Genomic DNA, 20,616 nt, shown 5'->3' on the forward strand with positions numbered 1-20,616 from the left:
AGCAATTTATGATAAATAGAATATATGATATATATTACAAGATTATCCAAAAGTTTCAGTCTATCGACTTTTTACTTTTGTTAGGTATAAGACTCTATTTAGTACCGACTATGTTTGTAGGGGCTAGATCAAAAATAGAGGGTTTTAGTACAACTGTGGCATGGTTTGGTGCTCCAGCTTCTCAAGGTGGTTTAGGTATGCCTATGCCAGAAGTTATGGCATTCTTAGCAACTTCTGCAGAAGTTATTGGCTGTGTTGGTATTGCATTAGGCTTATTTACTAGGCTTGTTTCTATTCCAATGATGTTTGTGATGGGTGTTGCTGGTGCTGCGGTTCACTGGGCTCATGGATGGCCTGCGATTGCAGACAAAACTGCAGAATCTACACAGAGACTAAATGATCTATTTGTATGGTTATCACAAAACTTCCCAGATAGATATAACTATGTTACTGCGCTAGGTGATCCTGTAATGCTTAATGGTGGTATGGAGTTTTCTGTTACATACTTCATCATGTTATTTACATTATTTTTATACGGTGGTGGAAGATACGTAAGTGCTGACCATTGGCTGAAGAAAATTTTTATAAGAAACTAGTGTTATCTAAGCCCTAACTTAACTAGGTCGTGCATGGTGATTATACCTTCAACATTATTCTTACCGTCAACCACTGCTAAGCTAGTGATCTCAAATTTTTCCATTTCTTCAAGTGCTATAATTGCCATTTCATCACTTGAAACTGTTTTAGGATTCTGACTCATAACTTCTCTAATCGCTCTCTGAGAATTAAAGCTCTCGGCTTCAAACATTCTTCTTAAATCACCATCAGTAAATATGCCTAAGAGCTTGTCATCATCAACAACCAATGTGCCGCCGACTCCTTTATCACTTATTTCTAATATTGCTTTACGTATGTTATCCGTAGATTTGACTTTTGGTATTTCATTACCTTTGCGCATAATGTTTTCAACTTTTAGTATTAGTTTTCTACCAAGTGCGCCACTAGGATGAGAAAAAGCAAAATCTCTAGCAGAAAAGTTCTTAGCCTTAAGCAAAGCGATTGCTAAGGCATCGCCTAGAACTAATGTTGCAGTTGTACTAGATGTGGGCGCAAGGTTAAGGGGGCAAGCCTCTTTATCAACGCCTAAATTGAGTGTTACATCACTATTTTTAGCCATTAGTGAATTTTTATTACTAGTAATAGAAATTATAGGTATATTGAGATGTTTGATCATCGGCATAATTCCCATAATCTCACTAGAATTACCAGAGTTAGATATTGCTACTACAACATCTTTGTTTGTAATCATACCAAAATCACCGTGACCAGCTTCGCCAGGATGGACAAAGAAAGCAGGTGTTCCTGTGCTTGCAAGTGTGGCAGCAATTTTTTTGCCAATCTGGCCTGATTTTCCCATGCCAGTTATAATCACTCTACCTTGATTGTTTTTCAAAATGATGTCGCATGCTTTTTTAAAGTCATCACCAATAGATTCCTTTAACTTCTCTAAAGCTTGTATTTCAAGTTCAAATGTTTGTTTGGCATTTTCAATATGATCCATTTTGTTATTTTCCTTTATTTATTATAAAAAGCAATTAGCACTAGATATTATAGTTTTTGAGATTTATTAGCTCAAATATTTTTTATTGTTATGTTAAAATTATTTTTAATTTTTATATATTTAGACAAATGGCCATGAAAAAATTCCAGATTAATCCATCGATATTATCTGCAGATTTAGCAAGATTAGGTGAAGATGTTCAAGCAGTTTTAGAAGCAGGAGCTGATAATATTCATTTTGATGTAATGGATAATCACTATGTGCCTAACCTTACGTTTGGCCCTATGGTTCTTAAGGCTTTGAGAGATTATGGTATTACAGCTGGCATGGATGTTCATCTTATGGTTAAACCAGTAGATAGCTTGATTGAGAGTTTTGCTAAAGCTGGTGCTAGTAGTGTTGTATTTCATCCAGAAGCTAGTGAGCATATAGATAGAAGTTTACAGCTTATCAAGTCCTTTGATATTGATGCGGGTCTAGCTCTAAATCCAGCTACAGGAATAGATTGTCTAAAATATGTTGAAAGTCATATTGATAGGATATTGATAATGTCAGTAAATCCAGGCTTTGGTGGGCAAAAATTTATACCAGCAATGCTGGATAAAGCTAAAGAAGTTTCTCAGTGGATTAAATCAACTGGTAGAGATATCTTACTAGAGATAGATGGTGGCGTTAACCCTAATAATATTGCAGAGATTGCAGCTTGCGGAGTTGATGCTTTTGTAGCTGGGTCGGCTATTTTTAACTCAGATAGCTACAAACAAACTATTGATAAGATGAGAGATGAGCTCAAGAAAATCTAGTATGATACTTAAGCTTAAAATTATAGAACTCTTTTTTTCTGTAATAATAGTTTTATTGAGCTATTTTATACCTCTACATATTTTTGATTATGATATTAGCAACTTTAGTAGCTTTAACTTTTTAGCATCATTTATAGTAGCTATTGCACTGCTAACATTTCTTATTGCTGAATACACAAATGGTGAGAAGATTTCAAAATCAAGAAATATACTAAAAGTAATATTATGTTCATTTACGATAGCAATAGTGATTACATCTTTAGCCTTTTTTTTGAGAGGTTTTGCTTTTCCTCGTAGTATTATTCTTATTGGTTTTATTATTCAGTTTATAGCTTTATCGGTATTACGTGTCTACTTTAGGAGGCTGATGCGGAATACTATTTATAACAGTGTATTGATTATAGGATGTCATGGTGAACAAGACTGGCTTTTTGATAAAGCAATGCATTCTAAGTTGCCTAATGAAACCGTGAATGGCTACCTATGTATAGATATGGATGGTTTAACGTTGGTTGATATTATCAAAAGTTATACTAAAGTTTTTATTTCAGATAAAGCTCTAAAGCTACTTGCTGATAATGATTTATCACTTTTGAGTCAGTATAATGTTGAGATGGTGGTTATTCCTCGAAAGTATGAAATATCTATTTGGGGAGCTGTACTTATACCTCTTGGTGATAGTCTAGCGATGAGTGTTAAAAATTTTGGTTTGTCATTTGAAGCTCAAGCAGTGAAGAGAATTTTTGATATGATTTTTAGTGTTGTGATTATTATTCTGACTGCTCCAATTATGTTGATAGTTGCTTTGGCTATATTTTTAGAAGATAAGAAGTCACCTTTTTTCGTTCAAGAAAGAGTTTCTAAAAACGAAAAAAAATTTAAACTGATAAAGTTCCGGAGCATGAAAGTAGATGCTGAATCTCACACAGGTGCCGTGTGGGCAAGTAGTGATGACGATAGAATTACTAAGGTTGGTAAGATAATTCGGCCTGTGTGGTTAGATGAGCTACCGCAGTTTTTTAATGTCTTAAAAGGTGATATGTCTATAGTGGGGCCACGCCCAGAAAGACGAGAGTTAATTGATGAGTTTGCAAAAGAGACTCCAGAGTTCTTATGTAGAACCAAAGTTAAAGCTGGGATTACAGGATACGCTCAAGTTTTGACAAGCTATGCAACTCTTCCTGAGAATAAACTTAAGCTTGATCTTGTATATATTAGAAGATGGAGTTTTGTTTTTGATTTACTTATTATTATCGAGACAGTTAGAGTTATTTTTATGAAAGTATTAGGAATATTTTTGCCCAAGAAGAAAGTAGTAAATACCAAAGTAGTGAATCAAGTAAATGTCAATTATATAGAGTATAGATATGAATAAAAAAGTATTGGTAACAGGTGGTGCAGGCTACATAGGTAGTCACACGGTTGTTGAGCTTCTTGATAGAGGATATCAAGTTGTTGTCGTTGACAATCTTTCAAATAGCAAATTATCTGTAGTTGATAGAGTCAAGACAATCACAGGAAAAGATTTTGATTTTTATCAGATAGATCTTTTAGACAAAGATAAGTTAGAGAAAATCTTTCAAGAGCATAGTATAAATGCGGTGATTCACTTTGCAGGTCTGAAAGCTGTTGGCGAGAGTGTACAGAAGCCTTTGGCTTATTATCATAATAATCTATTAAGTACACTAAATTTGCTTGAGTTAATGCAAGAGTACCAAGTTTATGATTTCGTATTTAGTTCTTCAGCGACGGTATATGGCATGAACAATATACCACCATTTGTAGAGGACATGCAGCTTAGTGCAACTAATCCGTATGGTGCTACTAAGCTAATGATAGAGAATATTCTAGCAGATCTGTATAAGGCTGATAATAATTTTAGTATTACATGTCTCAGATATTTCAATCCTGTAGGGGCTCATAGTAGTGGATTGATTGGTGAAGACCCTCAAGGTATTCCTAATAATTTAATGCCTTATGTTGGGCAAGTGGGGTCAGGTAAATTGCCTAAACTTAGCATTTTTGGTGGCGACTATGATACTAGGGATGGTACTTGTATTAGAGATTATATCCATGTAGTAGATTTGGCTATAGGGCATATATTGGCAATTGAGCATATCTCAAAGGTTAGGCCAGATTGGCGAGCATATAATCTAGGCTCTGGTCATGGATGTAGCGTACTAGAGATTGTCACAGCTTATGAGAAAGCACTAGGTAAAAAGATTCCATATCAAATAGTAGCTAGACGAGCTGGTGATATTACAGAGATGTCCGCGAGTGTTGCCAAAGCTAAACAGGAGCTAGGTTTTGAGACACAAAAAACTATCGATGATATATGCGTTGATATTGTTAGATGGCAGAATTACGCCAAAGAGAATGATATTTAGAGAATGAAAATCTTACATGTATTTAAATCATTTTATCCTGAGACTTATGGTGGTATAGAAAAGTTCATACATGAGCTATCAGTTGCTATGTTTAAAAAGTATGATTTAGATATACATATTCTGGCTATGGGTAAAGAGAATCAAACTATACACAAAGATTTTTATACATTGCATTTTGCTAAAACAAATTTGAATATAGCTTCAACAACTTTTTCATTATCGGCAATTAAGAAATTCAAAGAGTTAGCTAAACAAATTGATATTATTCACTATCACTTTCCATATCCTTATGCTGACTTGTTGCAGACTATTTGTAGAGTAAATAAGCCATATATAGTTACTTATCACTCAGATATTATCAAGCAAAAAAAGTTGATGATATTGTATAAACCTTTAATGAGAAAGTTTCTCGATGGTGCAAAATATATTTTACCAACATCTCCTAATTATCTTGAGAGTAGTGAGATTCTTAGGGAAATAAAAGTACCTAAAAAAGTTATTCCAATGAGTTTGGATAAATCAGATTATAATATTGATGAGGAAAACTATTTATATTGGAAAAATAATATTGGTTTTAAGAAATTCTTTATCTATATTGGTGGGTTGAGGTATTACAAAGCCTTAGATATCTTGATTGATGCTATGCAAGGGCAAGATTATCCACTTGTTATAGTTGGTGATGGTGATCAAAGGGAGTTACTTGAGCAAAAAGTTAAGCAAAATAATCTGCAGAATGTAAAATTTGTCGGTGCATTAGATGATAAGGACAAGCTATCATTACTAAAGCTAAGTTATGCTCTGGTGTTACCCTCAAACATAAGGACAGAAGCTTTTGGATTAGTCTTACTAGAGGCAAGTATATTTGCTAAGCCAATGATAACTTGCGAGATTGGTACAGGTACAACCTTTGTAAATATTGATAAACAAACAGGATTGGTAGCAAAGCCAGATGATAATCAAGATCTAGCTAACAAGCTCAAAGAGCTTTGGCAATATGAGCAAAAAGCTAAAGAGTACGGAGCTAATGCTAAAGTTAGATTTGGTGATGTTTTTAGCTTGGATAAAATGGTTGTCAGTTATAAGTCGGTTTATGATGAAGTGATAGATAGTGGTGTGAAATGAAGCAATTTTTTAAATATTTTTTTGGTATTTTAGATACTACTCAGAAAAAAAGGTTTTTTTTATACCTTGTTTTATTATTTTTAGGTTCGATGTCTTCGATACTAGGTGTTGGAGCTGTTATTCCTTTTGTGAGTGTGTTAGTTAATCCAAATCAGTTTGATAATATACATTTGCTGAGTGGTTTTAGCCATTTTCAAATAGTGCTTATAAGCATAGCTTTATTGATCTTAGCTTTTTGGATAAAGAATATAATTGGTGTGGCACTATTTTGGTTTCAAACCAAATTTTTAAACTCTATAGTTCTTAGTATTCAAAAGAAGCTATTTAAACTATATATATCCATGGATTATGAATCTCATTTAACTAGAAGCACACCGACTCTTATACGTAATATAAACTCGGAAACTAATCAATTATCTGGAGGAATAATTAATCCTCTAGGAATATTAGCTACTGATTTGTTTTCATGCATATTTATTGTAGTTTTGTTGTTATATATAAATTTTTTGTTTAGTTTTTTTACTTTGCTTATTTTGGGAGTTTCGTTGTTTATTTTTATGTTAAAAATAAAAGGAATTTTAACTAAATACGGTAAACAAAGAGCTGAAGCTTGGAAAAACATGACTCAGACAACTATGAATGGTCTATCAGGAATAAAGGAAATAAAGCTTTATAATAAAGAAAAAGTATTTATGAATGAATTCAATGAGAAAGCAGCGATGCTCAATAGAGCATCTCAGATTAGTCAAATATCTCAAATTCTGCCAAGATTTTTTATAGAAGCTATAGCAATTACATTTATTTTGATTACTTTGTTAATTTTTGTAGCTTTAGGTGAGTCAATAAATTCAATCTTTATATTACTTTCTGTATTTGGAGTTGCTGCAACACAGTTACTACCTGCACTTAATAGGATTATGCAAGCAATTTCAAATATCAAATATTCTATTCCGGCATTAAAACTAATATATGGAGAGTTAGAGAAATATCAAAACTATTCAGATGGATTGGGTAATAATCACCAATTAGAGATAAAGTTTGAAAAAAATATCCGTTTTGAAAATATTAGTTACAGTTATCCTGATGGTACTCAAGCTTTAAAAAATATTTCTGTGACAATAGAAAAAGGTAAAAAAACTGCTTTTATAGGCCCTTCAGGTTCTGGTAAAAGTACTTTAGTTGATTTATTAATGGGATTTTACACTGCACAAAAAGGTAACTTTCATATAGATGATAAGCAAATTAATAGTACTAAGGTAATACAAAGACTATTTGCATATATTCCACAACAAATTATACTCTATGATACATCTATCAAAGAAAATATTGCTTTTGGTGAGTTAAAGTCAGATATAGATGAAACTAAAGTTTGGAAATGTCTAGAAATGGCGCAGCTTGATGATTTTGTCAGTAATTTGAATAAAGGTTTGGATACTTTTGTTGGTGAGAATGGTATTAGACTCTCAGGTGGTCAACGCCAACGACTAGGTATAGCTAGAGCATTGTATCAAAATCCACAAATATTAGTGATGGATGAAGCAACATCAGCTCTTGATACAGAAACTGAAAAAGAAGTCACAAATGTGATAAAAGAGTTAAAAGATATAACTATAATAACAATAGCACATAGACTTTCTACTATAGAGGGGTATGATATAATTTATAGTATAGATGATGGATTGTTGATAAGTTTGGTATAGAGAGAGTATTTGAAATGTCATTTAATTTTAGTTATGAGAAACCTAAGGTTATTGCAGAAATAGGTTGTAATCACATGGGCAGTTTTGAAATTGCTAAAGAACTTATATATTTAGCAAAACAAAGTGGTGCTGGCTACGTGAAGTTTCAAAAAAGAAATAATAAAGATTTACTAACAGAAGAACAATACAATATGCCACATCCAGTTCCATATAATTCTTATGGTAGTACTTATGGAGAGCATAGAGAGTATCTTGAGTTTACTCAAGAACAACATCGCAAATTGAAAGAGTACTGTGACTCATTAGGTATTATTTATTCAACATCTGTTTGGGATGTAACTAGTGCGAAGGAAATGATTTCTATTAGACCAGAATTTTTAAAGGTACCATCTGCATGCAATAATAATTTTGAGTTGTTAAAAATATTAAGAGATGAGTATGGTGGACAAGTTCAATTATCTATAGGTATGACAACAAAAAAAGAAATTGAGGATATTATTAGTTTCTTCGAAAAAACTGATCAGGCAAGATCAAGGCTTTTAGTATATGCTTGCACATCTGGATATCCTGTGCCATTTAATGATGTGGCTTTGCTAGAAATTAAATGGTTATATGATAATTATGGAGATAGAGTTTCAGAAATAGGTTTTTCTGGCCATCACAATGGTATTGCCATTGACATAGCAGCATATACGCTAGGTGCAAAATGGATTGAAAGACACTTTACAAAAAATAGAACATGGAAAGGAACAGATCATGCAGCATCATTAGAGCCATGTGGGTTATCGAAGCTATGTAGGGATTTAGATGCTACATATGAAGCACTTCAGTATAAGGTAGATGAAATACTTACAATAGAAAAATTACAGAGAGAAAAGTTAAAATATAGAAAGTAAATATCAATGAATATAGCATTTATTCCTTTAAGGTGTGGAAGTAAATCAATACCGTTTAAAAATATTAAAAATTTTTGTGGTAGACCGTTAGTCTATTGGAGCCTTGAAGCGCTTCAAAACTCTACAAGTATAGAAAAAGTTTTTGTAGCTACAGATTGTGAAGAAATCAAGCTTGTAGTTGATAACTTTGGTTTTGATAAGGTTAGTATTTATGATCGAGATTATGAAAATGCAAATGACACATCAAGTTCAGAATCAGTAATGTTAGAGTTTATAAAAAAGCATACTTTTGAGGATGATGATTTATTTTTTTTAGTACAAGCTACTTCACCATTTACTCAATCAAAAGACTTTGATATGGCATTAGAAACATTGAAAAAACAAAATGCTAATTCACTTCTTACTTGTGTACGGACAAAAAGATTTTTTTGGGATAATGATGCTGTACCATTAAATTATAATTATAAGGAGCGTCCAAGGCGACAAGATTTCGCAGGTTTATTTATGGAAAATGGAGCTTTTTATATTAATACTATAGGTAATATAAAAAAGGAGAAGAACCGTCTCAGTGGTAAAGTGGCTATACATGAAATGAAAGAGTTTACGGCAGTTGAGATAGATGAAGAGGATGACTGGGAAATAGCGGAAAGCCTTATGTATAAATATGTTCTTTCTAAACGAACAAAAACGGCTATAAAACTATTTCTAGCAGATGTTGACGGTACTCTCACAGATGCTGGGATGTATTACGGAACTAATGGTGAAGAGTTTAAAAAGTTTAATACACATGATGGTAAAGGATTTGAACTATTAAGGGATGCTGGAATAAAGACGGGTATTATTACTAGTGAGAATACCAAAATAGTTGAAAATAGAGCTAAAAAATTAAAAGTTGATTATTTGTATCAGGGTTTAGAACATCATGGTAAACTGAATATTGTGAAAGAAATATGTAAAAAAGAAAATATATCATTAAGTGAAGTTGCTTATGTAGGAGATGATATTAACTGTAGAGAGTTATTGGCAAGTGTTGGTATGGCAGCGTGTCCAAGTTCAGCACTTAAAGAAATAAAAAATATTCCAAATATTCTTAAATTGTCAAAAAAAGGTGGAGATGGAGCTGTTAGAGAATTTATAGAAAAAATTTTAAATTAGATTGATTGATAAGAAGATATTTCAACATAGATTTTGAGAAAAAATGAAAGTTTATAACGTGAAAAAGTTTATAAAAAATTTGATCCCACCATTATTCTGGGACATAGTGCAGTTTGCTAAAGACTATAAATATTTTTCAAGATATAGAAAATTAGTTGTAAAAAATTCTGAATTAAAAGATATTCACAAAGGTAAGAGATGTTTTATATTGGGAAGTGGCACATCTATTAAAAAAGAAAATTTGAAAAAATTAAAAAATGAAATAGTTTTTGCTCTAAATAATTTTTATGTACATGAAGATTTTTCTGAAATTATGAGTGGAAATATAGAGAAGTATTATATGACAGCCCCAATTCATTCTCCACAGACGGAAAAAGAATGGAAGGAATGGTTTGAGGATATGGAAAAATATATGCCAAATAATATAAATATGCTGTTTGGAATTAATCGTGATGATATAAATATAAAGTATATATTTGATAAGTATAAGATATTTAAACATCATAAAATAAATTGGTATTACGCAGGTAAAAAGTTTTTTTATGAGAGTTTTGATAAGTCCGCAATGGATATTACAGGAGTAATATATGAAGGAGAAGCGGTTAGTATTTATTCTTTAATTGTAGCTCTCTATATGGGATTTGATGAAATATACTTAGTAGGTATGGATCATGATTATTTTTTATATAATGATGAGAGTGAGATGAGAATGTATAGTAGTGCTAAACATCAAAAGAATGAATTTGCCAGAACTTTTGGTAATATGTTTTATATAAATGAGTTTTTGAGACAGTATAAAATATTTAGTAAATATAAAATTTTTGATGATAATTACTCTTGTAAGATCTTCAATACATCTAGTTCTAGTTTGTTAAAGGTGTTTCCTAAGGTGAAGTTTGAGGATTTGTTTGATCAATGAAAAGAATATTAAGAAATCCATTATCTATTTGGTTTAACAGGTTATTGAGAGCTAAGAGGTTAGAATTTAAATATAGGAAAAGTCATCTCAAAATAGGTTATATGACAGAAGTTAATAATTGTTCATTTGGAATGTATACTACCTTATACGATGAAATTTTTTTAAAGAATGTAAGTATAGGAGATTTTACCTATGTGGCTTCTAAAACACATATTCATCAAACTAAGATTGGTAAGTTTTGTAGTATTGGTCCTGGCTGTAGAATAGGTCTTGGAAAACATCCGACATCGAGATTTGTATCGACACATCCTGCTTTCTTTTCTATGTCAAAACAATCTCAAGTTACATTTGTAGATAAAAATTATTTTACGGAGTTTGAAAATATCAATATTGGTAATGATGTTTGGATAGGTGCAAATGTTTTAGTTGTTGATGGTGTTAATATTGGGAGTGGTGCCATAATTGCAGCAGGCTCTGTTGTTACGAAAGATGTGCCTCCATATGCTGTTGTAGGTGGAGTACCTGCTAAAGTTATAAAATTTAGATTTGAGAAAGATGAAGTTGAAAAACTTTTAAAAGTTAAGTGGTGGGATATGGATATCGAATATTTTAAAAAATATTATAAAAAATTTCTTGATGTAAAAAAAATAATATAGCATGTCAATATAATATATAGAGTTCAGTAATGGTAGATAATAATGGATATCTAAAGTTTAGTGTGATAACAGTTTGTTATAACTCAGAAAAAACTATACAGAGAACTCTACAAAGTATCAAAGATCAAACTTATAAAAATATTGAATATATTATTATTGATGGAGGTTCTACTGATAGAACCTTAGAGATTATTAATCAGTATAGTGATATTGTAGACATTTTAGTCTCTGAACCTGATAATGGTATCTATGATGCTATGAACAAAGGTGCAATGTTAGCAACAGGTGATTATGTAGGATTTTTAAATTCTGATGATTACTATACAAAAGCTATTTTTGAAGAATATAGTATGCATTTAAAAAATAGTAACTATGATTATATTTATTCAAATACATATTTTTTTAAAAATAGTGAAAAAAAATATATTAAAGCTGAAAGCAAAATTACGAAAAAAGCATATCAATATATGCCAATGTCTCATATGAGTTTATTTGTTAAAAGCCATTTTGTGAAAAATATTAAGTTTGACACTAGTCTTAACATTGCTGCAGACTTAGATTTTTTTAATAGGCTTATATTACAAACAGACAAAAGTATTTTTATAGATAATGGTTTTAGTTATTTTTACATGGGGGGAATAAGTAGCACAGCTATCATAGAAAGGTTTAGAGAAAGTAAAGAAGTGGCTATAAGATATAAAAAAAATATATTATTTACGAATGCTTTCTACTTTTACAAAACTTATAGAGTTTTTATCTATAATGCTTTTGGAAATACTAAGATATATAAAGCTTTAAAAATTCTGTTAAAAAAAGGACGTTAGATGTTTTCCTTAGTTTCTATAATAATTCCAATTTATAATACGCAAAATTATTTATCTAGATGTTTAGATTCAGTTATTAATCAATCATATAAAAATTTAGAAATTATCCTAGTAAATGATGGTTCTACAGATAACTCTCTAGAAATATGCGAAAGTTATGCAAAAAAAGATAGTCGTATGAGTATGATGAATAAAGAAAATGGAGGCTCTTCAAGTGCTAGAAATCTAGGTTTAGATATTTGTAGGGGTGATTATATATCTTTTATAGATAGTGATGATTGGGTTGAAGAAGACTTTATAGAGTCTTTGTTAGAGGGAATAAAAAAAGAAAACGTTGGTATATCTATAATAGGGCACAAAAAAATAGATAAAGAAGATTTTTCTGATACTAATGATATAGATAATATTCCGAAAACTGTATTAACTTCTTCCGAAGCAATTAACCTCTATATGAATAACAAATTAGGAACAACAAGCGTTTGTAATAAACTTTTTGCTAGTAATTTATTTGATAAAATAAGATTTCCAGAAGGAGTATATTATGAAGATGAATATATTCTACTAAGTTTATTTTTCAAATCCCAAAAAATTTATGTAAATAATCAGGTTAAATATTATTATTTGCAAAGAAAGGGAAGTAGAATAAACAGTAATTATAATTGGGAAAAGTATTATAGCTTAGTTTTTCTTTTAAACAATCAAAAGAAACTTATAGAAAAGAAAATGAGCGCTATTAAAAATCTTTTTTATATGAAAGCATGCTTTTCTATTGCTGAGAGAATAAAATATACTCCAAAGAATACTGATTTATATAAGTTGAACTTATCTTTATTTAACTTTTATTATGGATTGTATACAGAAAAAAAACCACTAAAGATGTTGATATTGAAGCTAAAGGTTAATTATCCTATAGTTTATAAATTTGCTATATCTAAATATAGAATTCTAAATAAAAAACATAAGTGAATATAGGATGTTAAAAGTATTAAAACATAAAATTCAAAAGTCTTTAAAAATTTTATTTGCATTTCCTTTGTATTCATATAAGTCATATCAACAATTATTGAAACAGAATATTGCTATTGAAAATATGACTAAAGCATATTTAGATAATGATATGGGTGTTACAGCAAACAAAAGAGATAAAAAGTTAATAGTAAGTTTAACTAGCTATAGTTATAGGATTGATACAGTATTTCTGACTATACAATCTATCTTTTCACAAAGTATAAAACCTGATAAAGTTTTATTGTACTTAGCTGAAGATGAGTTTACTGAGCAAAATATACCAGAAAATCTAAGACGATTTATTTCTAGAGGATTAGAAATTATTTTTTGTAAAGATATAAAAAGTTATAAAAAACTAATATATGCTTTAAAAGACTACCCTAATGATCTGATAGTTACTGCAGATGATGATATTATTTATCCGAAATTTTGGCTTGAGCAGTTATATAAAGCATATTTAAATGAACCAAATTATGTCCATTGTCATAGAATGCATTATATGAGAATAAATATTAAAGGGAAGTTAAAGCCATATAATAAATGGCAAATGGAAAGCAATAAGTTACAAGCTTCTTTTTTAATCTTTCCGACAGGTTGTGCAGGGATTATATATTCATTAGACCTTTTAAGTGAGTTTGTAACTAATGAAAAACTTTTTATGGAACTTGCACCTACAGCAGATGATATATGGTTTAAAGCTATGTCTTTGTTGAATAATGTCAAATGTAAAAAAATAGATTCTAAGATAGTTTGGAATTTACATGAAATAGATAATACTCAAAAAAAAGCTCTTTATCATATAAATCATCATCAAAACCTAAATGATATACAAATTAATAAAGTATTTGACTATTTTAATTTATGGGGTAAATTGACTGAAAAATGAAGATAACAGTAGTAGGCTTAGGCTATGTAGGCCTTAGTAATGGTATTTTGTTAGCTCAAAATAATAAGGTTTGTTTTTTAGATATTGATGAAGATCGTGTTAATCTGCTTAATAATGCAATATCTCCAATTAAAGATAAGTTTATTGAGCAATATCTAGTTGAAAAAGAATTAAATTATATAGCTACAACTAATAAATATGAAGCATATACTGGTGCCGATTACATTGTGATATCTGTGCCAACTGATTATGATGAGACTACAAATACTTTTGATACATCTGTACTAAAAGGAACTATTAAAGATTGTCTAGAAATATCACCAAGTTCTACTATTGTTATTAAGTCAACAGTTCCTATAGGGTTCACAAACTCTCTAAAACAAGAGCTAGGAATAGATAACATTATATTCTCACCAGAGTTTCTTAGAGAAGGAAAGGCTTTATATGATAATCTTTATCCTAGTAGAATTATAGTAGGTGAGAGATCAGAAGTTGCTAAAAATTTTGTAAATTTGTTAAAAGGTGGCACATCAAAAAAAGATATTCCTCTTTTATACATGGATTCTACAGAAGCAGAAGCTGTTAAACTCTTTGCTAATACTTACTTGGCAATGCGTGTGGCATATTTTAATGAGCTTGATACTTATGCTGAGACACATGATTTAAATACACGAGATATTATTAAAGGAGTATGTTTAGATCCTAGAATAGGTGATTATTATAATAATCCTAGTTTTGGTTACGGAGGTTACTGTTTACCTAAAGATACGAAGCAATTAAAAGCAAATTACTTAAACATCCCTAATAATTTAATTAGTGCGATCGTACAGTCCAATGAAACACGTAAAGATTTTATTACACAACAAATACTATGCAAAAAACCAAATATTGTTGGTATATATAGACTAGTAATGAAAGAAGGTAGTGATAATTTTAGAAAATCTGCAGTATTTGATATCATTGACAAGTTAGTTAAGCTTAATATTAAAGTGTTAGTATATGAACCATTATTAAAAACTATGGATAGTAGTTTTACCAAAATTGATTGCTTAAAGACTTTTAAAAAGATTTGTGATTTAATTATTAGTAATAGGAATGATGAAAAGCTTTTTGATGTAAATGATAAAGTTTATACGAGAGATATTTTCCATGAATGTTGAAATAATGTAAATGAAAAAGGTGTTGATTCTATCAAATGCAAGTGGATATGGAGGTGCTGAAAAAAGCATAGAGTTAGTTATACAAGAATTAGTGAAATTATACCGTGTAGATGTGTTGGTTGAAAATGATGAACATGAAAATAGCATTTCTAAAAAAGCGAATATAATTTCTTTACCGAAAGGAAATAAAATATTAAGTATAGTGAAATCTTTGAATATAATTCTAAATCTTTGTAAAACAAATACATATTGTAATATTTTGATAAATACTAACAAAGGTGCATTTTTTATTTCAATACTTTCTTTTTTAGGATTATTTAAAAAAACGAATATATTGATTTATATTAGAGATTTTCAGTGGAAATACCAACATTTTATTTCTTTTTTTTTAAAAAGAAAAAATGTTAAATATATTATAACAACGAAAGCATTTTTCGATTATAAGAGTTTTTTCTCTAAAAAAATAATAGATTCTTATGAAATAATACCTAATTGGACAAGTGAGCCTATTTTAGGGGAAAAAGAAATAGTTGATAGAAAAATTATTTTATTACCAGCTATGATAAATCGTTGGAAAGGGATTGATTATTTAATTGAATCATCCAAAAAAATAGAAAATATTGTTATATTTGAAATATGGATTATTGGAAAGATTATCGACAATGAATATTTTAAAGAATTAAAAGATTTAATTGATAGATTAGAGCTTAGTGATAAGGTTAAGTTTTTTTCATATAAAAAAGATTTGTCATATTACTACAATAATGCAGATGTTGTAGTTAATTCCTCTATAAGTAAATATGGTGGGCCTGAAACATTTGGTAGAACAATTATAGAAGCATGGAGTTATGGTAAACCAGTGATTTCATTCGATTGTGGAGGACCTAGATATTTGATTGAAGACGGTGTAAATGGTTATTTAGTGAAAGAGGCAAATGTTACTGCATTAGCATTAGCTTTAGAGAAGGTTTTCTCTGAAGGAAGTGATTTAGGTATGAATGCATATTATACTTACTGCGAAAAATATAGTAAAAAAGCTGTTATTAAACAACTATTAAATATTTTTACTAATTAATGATGATAGATAAATTTTATGCCAAAATTATTAATAGATACACGCTGGCAAGGTAAACATGGAATAGGTAGATATGCTTGTGAAATAATCAAATATTTACCCCAGAATTTTATTGCTACTTCCAAGCATATAAAACCATTTTCTCTAAAAGATTTGTTTTATTTAAGTTTTTTGCTTAGAAAAAAAGATGTTAAGGGCTATTATACTTTTGCTGCGAATGTTCCGTTATCAATATTTTTGAAAACAGATAAAGCACTACTTATAACAATACATGATCTTATACCAATTATATCTAAATATGAGAGCAGTTTTATAAAGAAACTCTATTTTGAAAAAATACTAAAGCCGATTATTAAGAGAGAAAATGTCAAAATTATGACAGTTTCAAACTTTTCAAAAAATCAAATATTAGAGTGGTCAGGTATTGATAGTAATAAAGTTACAGTTGCTTATAATGGAATATCATTGGCTTTTGATTACAATCCGACTATAGTTAAACAAAAATATTTTTTATATATTGGTAATAGACGTCCTCATAAGAATGTTGAGATAATATTTAAAGCATTTAAAAACTTTAAATATTATGATGAGTATAATTTAGTATTCTCAGGAGGGGTCGATCATAAACTACGATGCTATGCTCATAAATATAATATTTGCCTTTCAAAGATACAAACAATAGGGTTAGACACTACCGATCAAGTTTTGGCAAAATATTATCAATTAGCAACAGCAACTATACTACCTTCTTTTGAAGAAGGGTTTGGGCTACCATTAGTAGAGTCTATGGCTTGTGGAACTCCTGTTTTAGCCTCTAAAATAGAAGTCTTACAGGAAATAGCATTAGATGCTGGCTTATATTTTGATCCTTATTGTGCAGATGAGTTGATTAAGCAGATGCAACAGATTGTAGATAATAAAAAAATGTATGCTGAGAAAGTAAGTAAATCACTAAATAGGGCAAAAGATTTTAATTGGGATAAGACAGCGAGTATTGTCGAAGATGAACTTAAAAAGCTTAATTTATTATAGAAAATTTTAAGGAATGAAATGAAAACCTACATATTTGACTTGGATAATACACTATATCCATATAATAACGGTTTGTTTGATTGCCAAATGGCAAGAATGAGTGATTATATCAAACTAAAACTAAATATTTCAGATACCGACAAAGCTAATGCAATTCGTGATGAACTATATTATGAGTTTGGTTCAACTATGCTTGGCATGATGCGTTATCACAATATCGAACCTAAAGAATTTCTTGATTATATTGATGATATTGAGATTAGTCACTTCAAACCAAATGAAAAACTAAATAAACATATTAATGATTTAAGAAAAAGTAATCGTACTTATATTTTTACTAATGCTTCTAACTTTCATACTTATAGAGTTTTAAAACAGTTAGGTTTAGATGATAGTTTTGATGGTATTTTGACTGTAGAAGATACGGGCTTAGTTTCCAAGCCAAAGACTAAATATTTTGAGATAGGTAGAGACAAGTTTGATATTGATTTTACCAATGCAATATTCTTTGAAGATTCATCACACAATTTAGTACCTGCTAAACATTTAGGTATGCAAACTGTATTAGTTCATGCAGATGATCATAAGTCAGAGGCTAATTTTTATGATAATCAAGAAATAGATTATTATGTCGCAGATGTGGAGTCATTTTTTGATGGAGATTATTTAGCTAGTAGGTAATATACAGTTACAGTTTTAGAGATTTCTTTCTTCGAGGAAATGGCCAAGTGATAGTAGGTGACTAGGGTAAATATAAACTAAGGTTTTTGTAAGAAAGCAGGATATGTTTATATACTTGCAGATAAAAATAATACTGTTCTATATCGCTAATCCAAATAACTTTTGAAATCATTTTTGTCATCCTATGGCTTGACCATAGGATCCACTTATTATGAGCGTTAAACTTGGATTCTACGATCAAGTTGTAGAATGACATATTTCTTTCGGATTAACTATAGGTATTACATCAAATCTTATAAGAAAAGTTTTTGAGTATAAAAATTAGTTTATTACGAAAATACACGAAGGTATAAAAGAAGTTATATTGAGGGAAAACAATTAAAGAAATGGAACAGGTCTTGGAAAGAACGGATCATTAAAGAGTTAAATCCCAATTGGGTAGGATTATATGAATATATTTGTAAATAAAAATAATTTGTCATACCCGCGTAGGCGAGTATCTTTAGGCTAGTACTTATGATTTATGAGATTCTCATCTACAAGAGAATGATGGAGTGAAATAGAGGGAGAGACGAGGTGAATAGTCCTAAAATTAAATTACCAAGAGGTAATTGTAATTTTTTTATCTAAACCATTGTTCATTTTTGATTTTATCTTTTCAAGATTTTCGGATGTTTGTAAACCTGATTTTGCATCAGAGTGCTGTATTACATGGCTAGAATTAATTAGAGCATATTTGATAGCCTGTTCTATAGGCTTATCTTTATAAATATTTGCACAGAATGTTGAGCTAAATGAGTCACCTGCACCAAGAGTGTTAACAACGTTATTAATTCTCAAAGATTCACTATGGTATATCTTGTCTTTAGAAGCAGCATATACACCATTAGCACCATCTGTAACTACAATTATTCTTACACCTAAATCTAAACAGATTCTAAAGAAATCTTTAAGTCTAAAGGTAGAGTTCAAAAAGTCACTCTTATTACTGTCAAGAGGAGTTTCCAGCCTATCTTTTGATTCTATAATATCTTTGTCATCAGATGACAAAAGTGACAACATCAGTTTTTGAGCTTCTTGGAAATTTAAAACGAGAATATCTATACCAAACATTGAATCTTTGATAAAACTTTCACCAACACTCAGCTGACTAGAGCCTGGGTTGATGGCTACTTTTGTATTGTTATCCGCTGCTAATTTGACTATCTCTGGTAGTCTAGCAGCAGATGACTTGCTCAGCGATGTGATATAGATAAAGTCGCTCTCTATAATTGCTTTGGATGGTAGGTCATCTTGCAAAATATCTTTGTTAGCACCCCTATAGGCAAAAATTGTTCTATCTCCACTTAGAGTGGGTACAACGTAAGATGTTGCTGTACCATAACTGTTTGAATAACGAATATTAGAAATGTCAATACCGTGTTCTTTAAGTTCGTTAGTTATTTGTTCACCTGCAATATCTTTGCCAATCTTTCCAAAGAAACTAACGTCTATATTTTGTTTCTTAAAAGAGACTGCCGCATTAGTTGCTCCACCACCTGAAAAAGATTTTTGCTCAGTAACTTCAATTTTAGCTCCTTCTTCGAGAAGCATAAAAGATTGAGTTGTATCCTTTTTTTGCATATTCATAGTGAACATTTCTTCATATTCTATAATGGTGTCAAGTGTTGCGCCACCGATTGTTAGAGCTTTGATCTTTTTCATTTCACAGATACTTGAAAATTAATAGTAATATTTACCGCATAGCATACCATCAATTACAATAAGGGTAAATAATATTAACTGCGTATCAATTTATATGCTAAAAATAAACCTTTTTTATAGAAAAATGTCTAATAAATTAGTATTATTCTAACAAAATATTATTATGCATAGTTTTTATAAATTTTATAAAAGGAGATTTCCAAGATGCCGTCTAAGCCAGTAAAAAAGGATCACCGTGGGTATATTATGCCAATTGGTGGTGGAGAAGATAAATTTGCAAGCCCAACGGTACTAGAGAAATTTGTTGAGCTTTCAGGTGGAAGCGACGCAAAGATAGCTGTTATTCCTACAGCATCAAAACTGCCAGATACAGGAGATATATATGTTGATATTTTCTCTAAAATGGGAGTCAAAGATGTTTATAACCTAAAGATTGAAACTCGTTTAGATGCGACTACTAATAAAGATTATCAAGATCAGCTTGCTCAAAGCACAGGTATCTTTATGACAGGTGGGAATCAACTTTTACTTTCTACTACTCTTGGTGGTACCCCAATAGCACAGCTTATTCGTAGATTAAATGCAAAAGGTGTAAATGTTGCAGGTACTTCTGCCGGTGCGGCCTTTATATCTGGTTTTATGATTGCAGGTGGTCAGGCAGGTCTTATGCCTAGGTGCAATATGGTTAACCTTGCTCCTGGATTAGGTTTAACTAATAAATTATTAGTAGATCAGCATTTTTCTCAAAGAGATAGATTAGGGAGGCTTCTAGCTGCATTATCATACAATCCTTACATGGTTGGTGTTGGTATTGATGAAGATACATCAGCATTACTAAATTCTGAAAATGTGATTGAGGTTGTTGGTTCTGGTATGGTAACTATTATAGACTTCTCTCACCTTAAGCATTCATCACTACATAATGCTCGCAACAATGCTCCTATTAGTTTAGTTGATATTCGTATGCATATGCTTTTAGAAGGTCAAAAGTTTGATCTTAATACTTGTCTTGTAGAGTTCTAATACTTTATTTATTTATCTTCTAAT

At 30.3% G+C, this 20,616-nt stretch carries 20 protein-coding genes; 18 read left to right on the plus strand and 2 right to left on the minus strand.

Translation table 11 applies throughout. From position 1 onward, the window contains the following. The first annotated feature begins 8 nt into the window (after window positions 1–8). Window positions 9–596 (plus strand): HvfX family Cu-binding RiPP maturation protein, encoded by a 588-nt coding sequence (locus FQ699_RS08570; RefSeq protein WP_004287493.1) that lies wholly within the window; start codon window positions 9–11, stop codon window positions 594–596. A gap of 2 nt (window positions 597–598) precedes the next feature. Here FQ699_RS08570 and FQ699_RS08575 read toward each other — a convergent pair whose 3' ends face one another. Next, entirely contained in the window at window positions 599–1,561 is a 963-nt protein-coding gene (locus tag FQ699_RS08575; RefSeq protein WP_146421963.1) for a KpsF/GutQ family sugar-phosphate isomerase, read from the minus strand. Between the two features lie 134 nt (window positions 1,562–1,695). Between FQ699_RS08575 and rpe the strand changes: the two genes are divergently transcribed. The 16 genes from rpe to FQ699_RS08655 are packed head-to-tail and all read left to right on the plus strand — an operon-like array spanning window position 1,696 to window position 17,865. Next, entirely contained in the window at window positions 1,696–2,364 is a 669-nt protein-coding gene (rpe, locus tag FQ699_RS08580; RefSeq protein ID WP_146421964.1) for a ribulose-phosphate 3-epimerase, read from the plus strand. Continuing rightward, window positions 2,345–3,739 (plus strand): sugar transferase, encoded by a 1,395-nt coding sequence (locus FQ699_RS08585; RefSeq protein WP_146421965.1) that lies wholly within the window; start codon window positions 2,345–2,347, stop codon window positions 3,737–3,739. The genes rpe and FQ699_RS08585 overlap by 20 nt, the downstream gene beginning before the upstream one ends. After that, window positions 3,732–4,751: a UDP-glucose 4-epimerase GalE gene (gene galE, locus FQ699_RS08590; RefSeq protein WP_146421966.1), complete on the plus strand. Its 1,020-nt coding sequence runs from the start codon at window positions 3,732–3,734 to the stop codon at window positions 4,749–4,751. Before FQ699_RS08585 ends, galE begins: the two co-directional genes overlap by 8 nt. A gap of 3 nt (window positions 4,752–4,754) precedes the next feature. Next, on the plus strand, window positions 4,755–5,873 hold the full coding sequence (locus tag FQ699_RS08595; RefSeq protein ID WP_146421967.1) for a glycosyltransferase family 4 protein: 1,119 nt from the start codon (window positions 4,755–4,757) through the stop codon (window positions 5,871–5,873). After that, window positions 5,870–7,573: an ABC transporter ATP-binding protein gene (locus FQ699_RS08600; protein ID WP_146421968.1), complete on the plus strand. Its 1,704-nt coding sequence runs from the start codon at window positions 5,870–5,872 to the stop codon at window positions 7,571–7,573. Before FQ699_RS08595 ends, FQ699_RS08600 begins: the two co-directional genes overlap by 4 nt. Window positions 7,574–7,587: 14 nt before the next feature. After that, window positions 7,588–8,469 carry an N-acetylneuraminate synthase family protein gene (locus tag FQ699_RS08605; RefSeq protein ID WP_146421969.1) on the plus strand — a complete coding sequence of 294 codons (882 nt, stop codon included), beginning with the start codon at window positions 7,588–7,590 and terminating at the stop codon, window positions 8,467–8,469. A 6-nt stretch (window positions 8,470–8,475) separates the two neighbouring features. Further along, entirely contained in the window at window positions 8,476–9,624 is a 1,149-nt protein-coding gene (locus tag FQ699_RS08610; RefSeq protein ID WP_146421970.1) for an acylneuraminate cytidylyltransferase, read from the plus strand. Between the two features lie 43 nt (window positions 9,625–9,667). Further along, window positions 9,668–10,543: a motility associated factor glycosyltransferase family protein gene (locus tag FQ699_RS08615; RefSeq protein WP_146421971.1), complete on the plus strand. Its 876-nt coding sequence runs from the start codon at window positions 9,668–9,670 to the stop codon at window positions 10,541–10,543. Beyond that, window positions 10,540–11,199: a CatB-related O-acetyltransferase gene (locus FQ699_RS08620; protein ID WP_146421972.1), complete on the plus strand. Its 660-nt coding sequence runs from the start codon at window positions 10,540–10,542 to the stop codon at window positions 11,197–11,199. The genes FQ699_RS08615 and FQ699_RS08620 overlap by 4 nt, the downstream gene beginning before the upstream one ends. Before the next feature lie 29 nt (window positions 11,200–11,228). After that, window positions 11,229–12,023 (plus strand): glycosyltransferase family 2 protein, encoded by a 795-nt coding sequence (locus FQ699_RS08625; protein ID WP_146421973.1) that lies wholly within the window; start codon window positions 11,229–11,231, stop codon window positions 12,021–12,023. Beyond that, window positions 12,024–12,989 (plus strand): glycosyltransferase family 2 protein, encoded by a 966-nt coding sequence (locus FQ699_RS08630; protein WP_146421974.1) that lies wholly within the window; start codon window positions 12,024–12,026, stop codon window positions 12,987–12,989. 7 nt (window positions 12,990–12,996) lie between these two features. Beyond that, window positions 12,997–13,917: a glycosyltransferase family 2 protein gene (locus FQ699_RS08635; RefSeq protein ID WP_146421975.1), complete on the plus strand. Its 921-nt coding sequence runs from the start codon at window positions 12,997–12,999 to the stop codon at window positions 13,915–13,917. Continuing rightward, window positions 13,914–15,077, plus strand: coding sequence for a nucleotide sugar dehydrogenase (locus tag FQ699_RS08640; RefSeq protein WP_146421976.1), 1,164 nt, complete (start codon window positions 13,914–13,916; stop codon window positions 15,075–15,077). Before FQ699_RS08635 ends, FQ699_RS08640 begins: the two co-directional genes overlap by 4 nt. A gap of 10 nt (window positions 15,078–15,087) precedes the next feature. Continuing rightward, complete coding sequence (locus FQ699_RS08645; protein ID WP_146421977.1) at window positions 15,088–16,152, plus strand: glycosyltransferase; 1,065 nt, start codon at window positions 15,088–15,090, stop codon at window positions 16,150–16,152. Between the two features lie 18 nt (window positions 16,153–16,170). Next, the gene (locus FQ699_RS08650; RefSeq protein ID WP_146421978.1) at window positions 16,171–17,184 is read left to right on the plus strand and encodes a glycosyltransferase family 4 protein; all 1,014 of its coding nucleotides are present in this window, start codon (window positions 16,171–16,173) and stop codon (window positions 17,182–17,184) included. An 18-nt stretch (window positions 17,185–17,202) separates the two neighbouring features. Beyond that, on the plus strand, window positions 17,203–17,865 hold the full coding sequence (locus tag FQ699_RS08655) for a pyrimidine 5'-nucleotidase (protein WP_146421979.1): 663 nt from the start codon (window positions 17,203–17,205) through the stop codon (window positions 17,863–17,865). Window positions 17,866–18,462: 597 nt separating this feature from the next. Here the strand turns inward: FQ699_RS08655 and FQ699_RS08665 are convergent. Beyond that, a complete protein-coding gene (locus tag FQ699_RS08665; RefSeq protein ID WP_146421980.1) occupies window positions 18,463–19,569 on the minus strand; it encodes a carbohydrate kinase family protein in 1,107 nt (368 codons plus the stop codon). A gap of 204 nt (window positions 19,570–19,773) precedes the next feature. Between FQ699_RS08665 and FQ699_RS08670 the strand changes: the two genes are divergently transcribed. After that, window positions 19,774–20,592: a cyanophycinase gene (locus FQ699_RS08670; RefSeq protein WP_146421981.1), complete on the plus strand. Its 819-nt coding sequence runs from the start codon at window positions 19,774–19,776 to the stop codon at window positions 20,590–20,592. The last annotated feature ends 24 nt before the right edge of the window (window positions 20,593–20,616 follow it).

Source organism: Francisella salimarina, from assembly GCF_007923265.1.
Taxonomy (GTDB): domain Bacteria; phylum Pseudomonadota; class Gammaproteobacteria; order Francisellales; family Francisellaceae; genus Francisella; species Francisella salimarina.

Bases quoted from the DNA above. Each gene is read 5' to 3' on its own strand.
- FQ699_RS08570 (WP_004287493.1), top strand. From the start codon at position 9: ATGATAAATAGAATATATGATATATATTACAAGATTATCCAAAAGTTT.
- FQ699_RS08575 (WP_146421963.1), bottom strand. From the start codon at position 1,561: ATGGATCATATTGAAAATGCCAAACAAACATTTGAACTTGAAATACAA.
- rpe (WP_146421964.1), top strand. From the start codon at position 1,696: ATGAAAAAATTCCAGATTAATCCATCGATATTATCTGCAGATTTAGCA.
- FQ699_RS08585 (WP_146421965.1), top strand. From the start codon at position 2,345: ATGAGCTCAAGAAAATCTAGTATGATACTTAAGCTTAAAATTATAGAA.
- galE (WP_146421966.1), top strand. From the start codon at position 3,732: ATGAATAAAAAAGTATTGGTAACAGGTGGTGCAGGCTACATAGGTAGT.
- FQ699_RS08595 (WP_146421967.1), top strand. From the start codon at position 4,755: ATGAAAATCTTACATGTATTTAAATCATTTTATCCTGAGACTTATGGT.
- FQ699_RS08600 (WP_146421968.1), top strand. From the start codon at position 5,870: ATGAAGCAATTTTTTAAATATTTTTTTGGTATTTTAGATACTACTCAG.
- FQ699_RS08605 (WP_146421969.1), top strand. From the start codon at position 7,588: ATGTCATTTAATTTTAGTTATGAGAAACCTAAGGTTATTGCAGAAATA.
- FQ699_RS08610 (WP_146421970.1), top strand. From the start codon at position 8,476: ATGAATATAGCATTTATTCCTTTAAGGTGTGGAAGTAAATCAATACCG.
- FQ699_RS08615 (WP_146421971.1), top strand. From the start codon at position 9,668: ATGAAAGTTTATAACGTGAAAAAGTTTATAAAAAATTTGATCCCACCA.
- FQ699_RS08620 (WP_146421972.1), top strand. From the start codon at position 10,540: ATGAAAAGAATATTAAGAAATCCATTATCTATTTGGTTTAACAGGTTA.
- FQ699_RS08625 (WP_146421973.1), top strand. From the start codon at position 11,229: ATGGTAGATAATAATGGATATCTAAAGTTTAGTGTGATAACAGTTTGT.
- FQ699_RS08630 (WP_146421974.1), top strand. From the start codon at position 12,024: ATGTTTTCCTTAGTTTCTATAATAATTCCAATTTATAATACGCAAAAT.
- FQ699_RS08635 (WP_146421975.1), top strand. From the start codon at position 12,997: ATGTTAAAAGTATTAAAACATAAAATTCAAAAGTCTTTAAAAATTTTA.
- FQ699_RS08640 (WP_146421976.1), top strand. From the start codon at position 13,914: ATGAAGATAACAGTAGTAGGCTTAGGCTATGTAGGCCTTAGTAATGGT.
- FQ699_RS08645 (WP_146421977.1), top strand. From the start codon at position 15,088: ATGAAAAAGGTGTTGATTCTATCAAATGCAAGTGGATATGGAGGTGCT.
- FQ699_RS08650 (WP_146421978.1), top strand. From the start codon at position 16,171: ATGCCAAAATTATTAATAGATACACGCTGGCAAGGTAAACATGGAATA.
- FQ699_RS08655 (WP_146421979.1), top strand. From the start codon at position 17,203: ATGAAAACCTACATATTTGACTTGGATAATACACTATATCCATATAAT.
- FQ699_RS08665 (WP_146421980.1), bottom strand. From the start codon at position 19,569: ATGAAAAAGATCAAAGCTCTAACAATCGGTGGCGCAACACTTGACACC.
- FQ699_RS08670 (WP_146421981.1), top strand. From the start codon at position 19,774: ATGCCGTCTAAGCCAGTAAAAAAGGATCACCGTGGGTATATTATGCCA.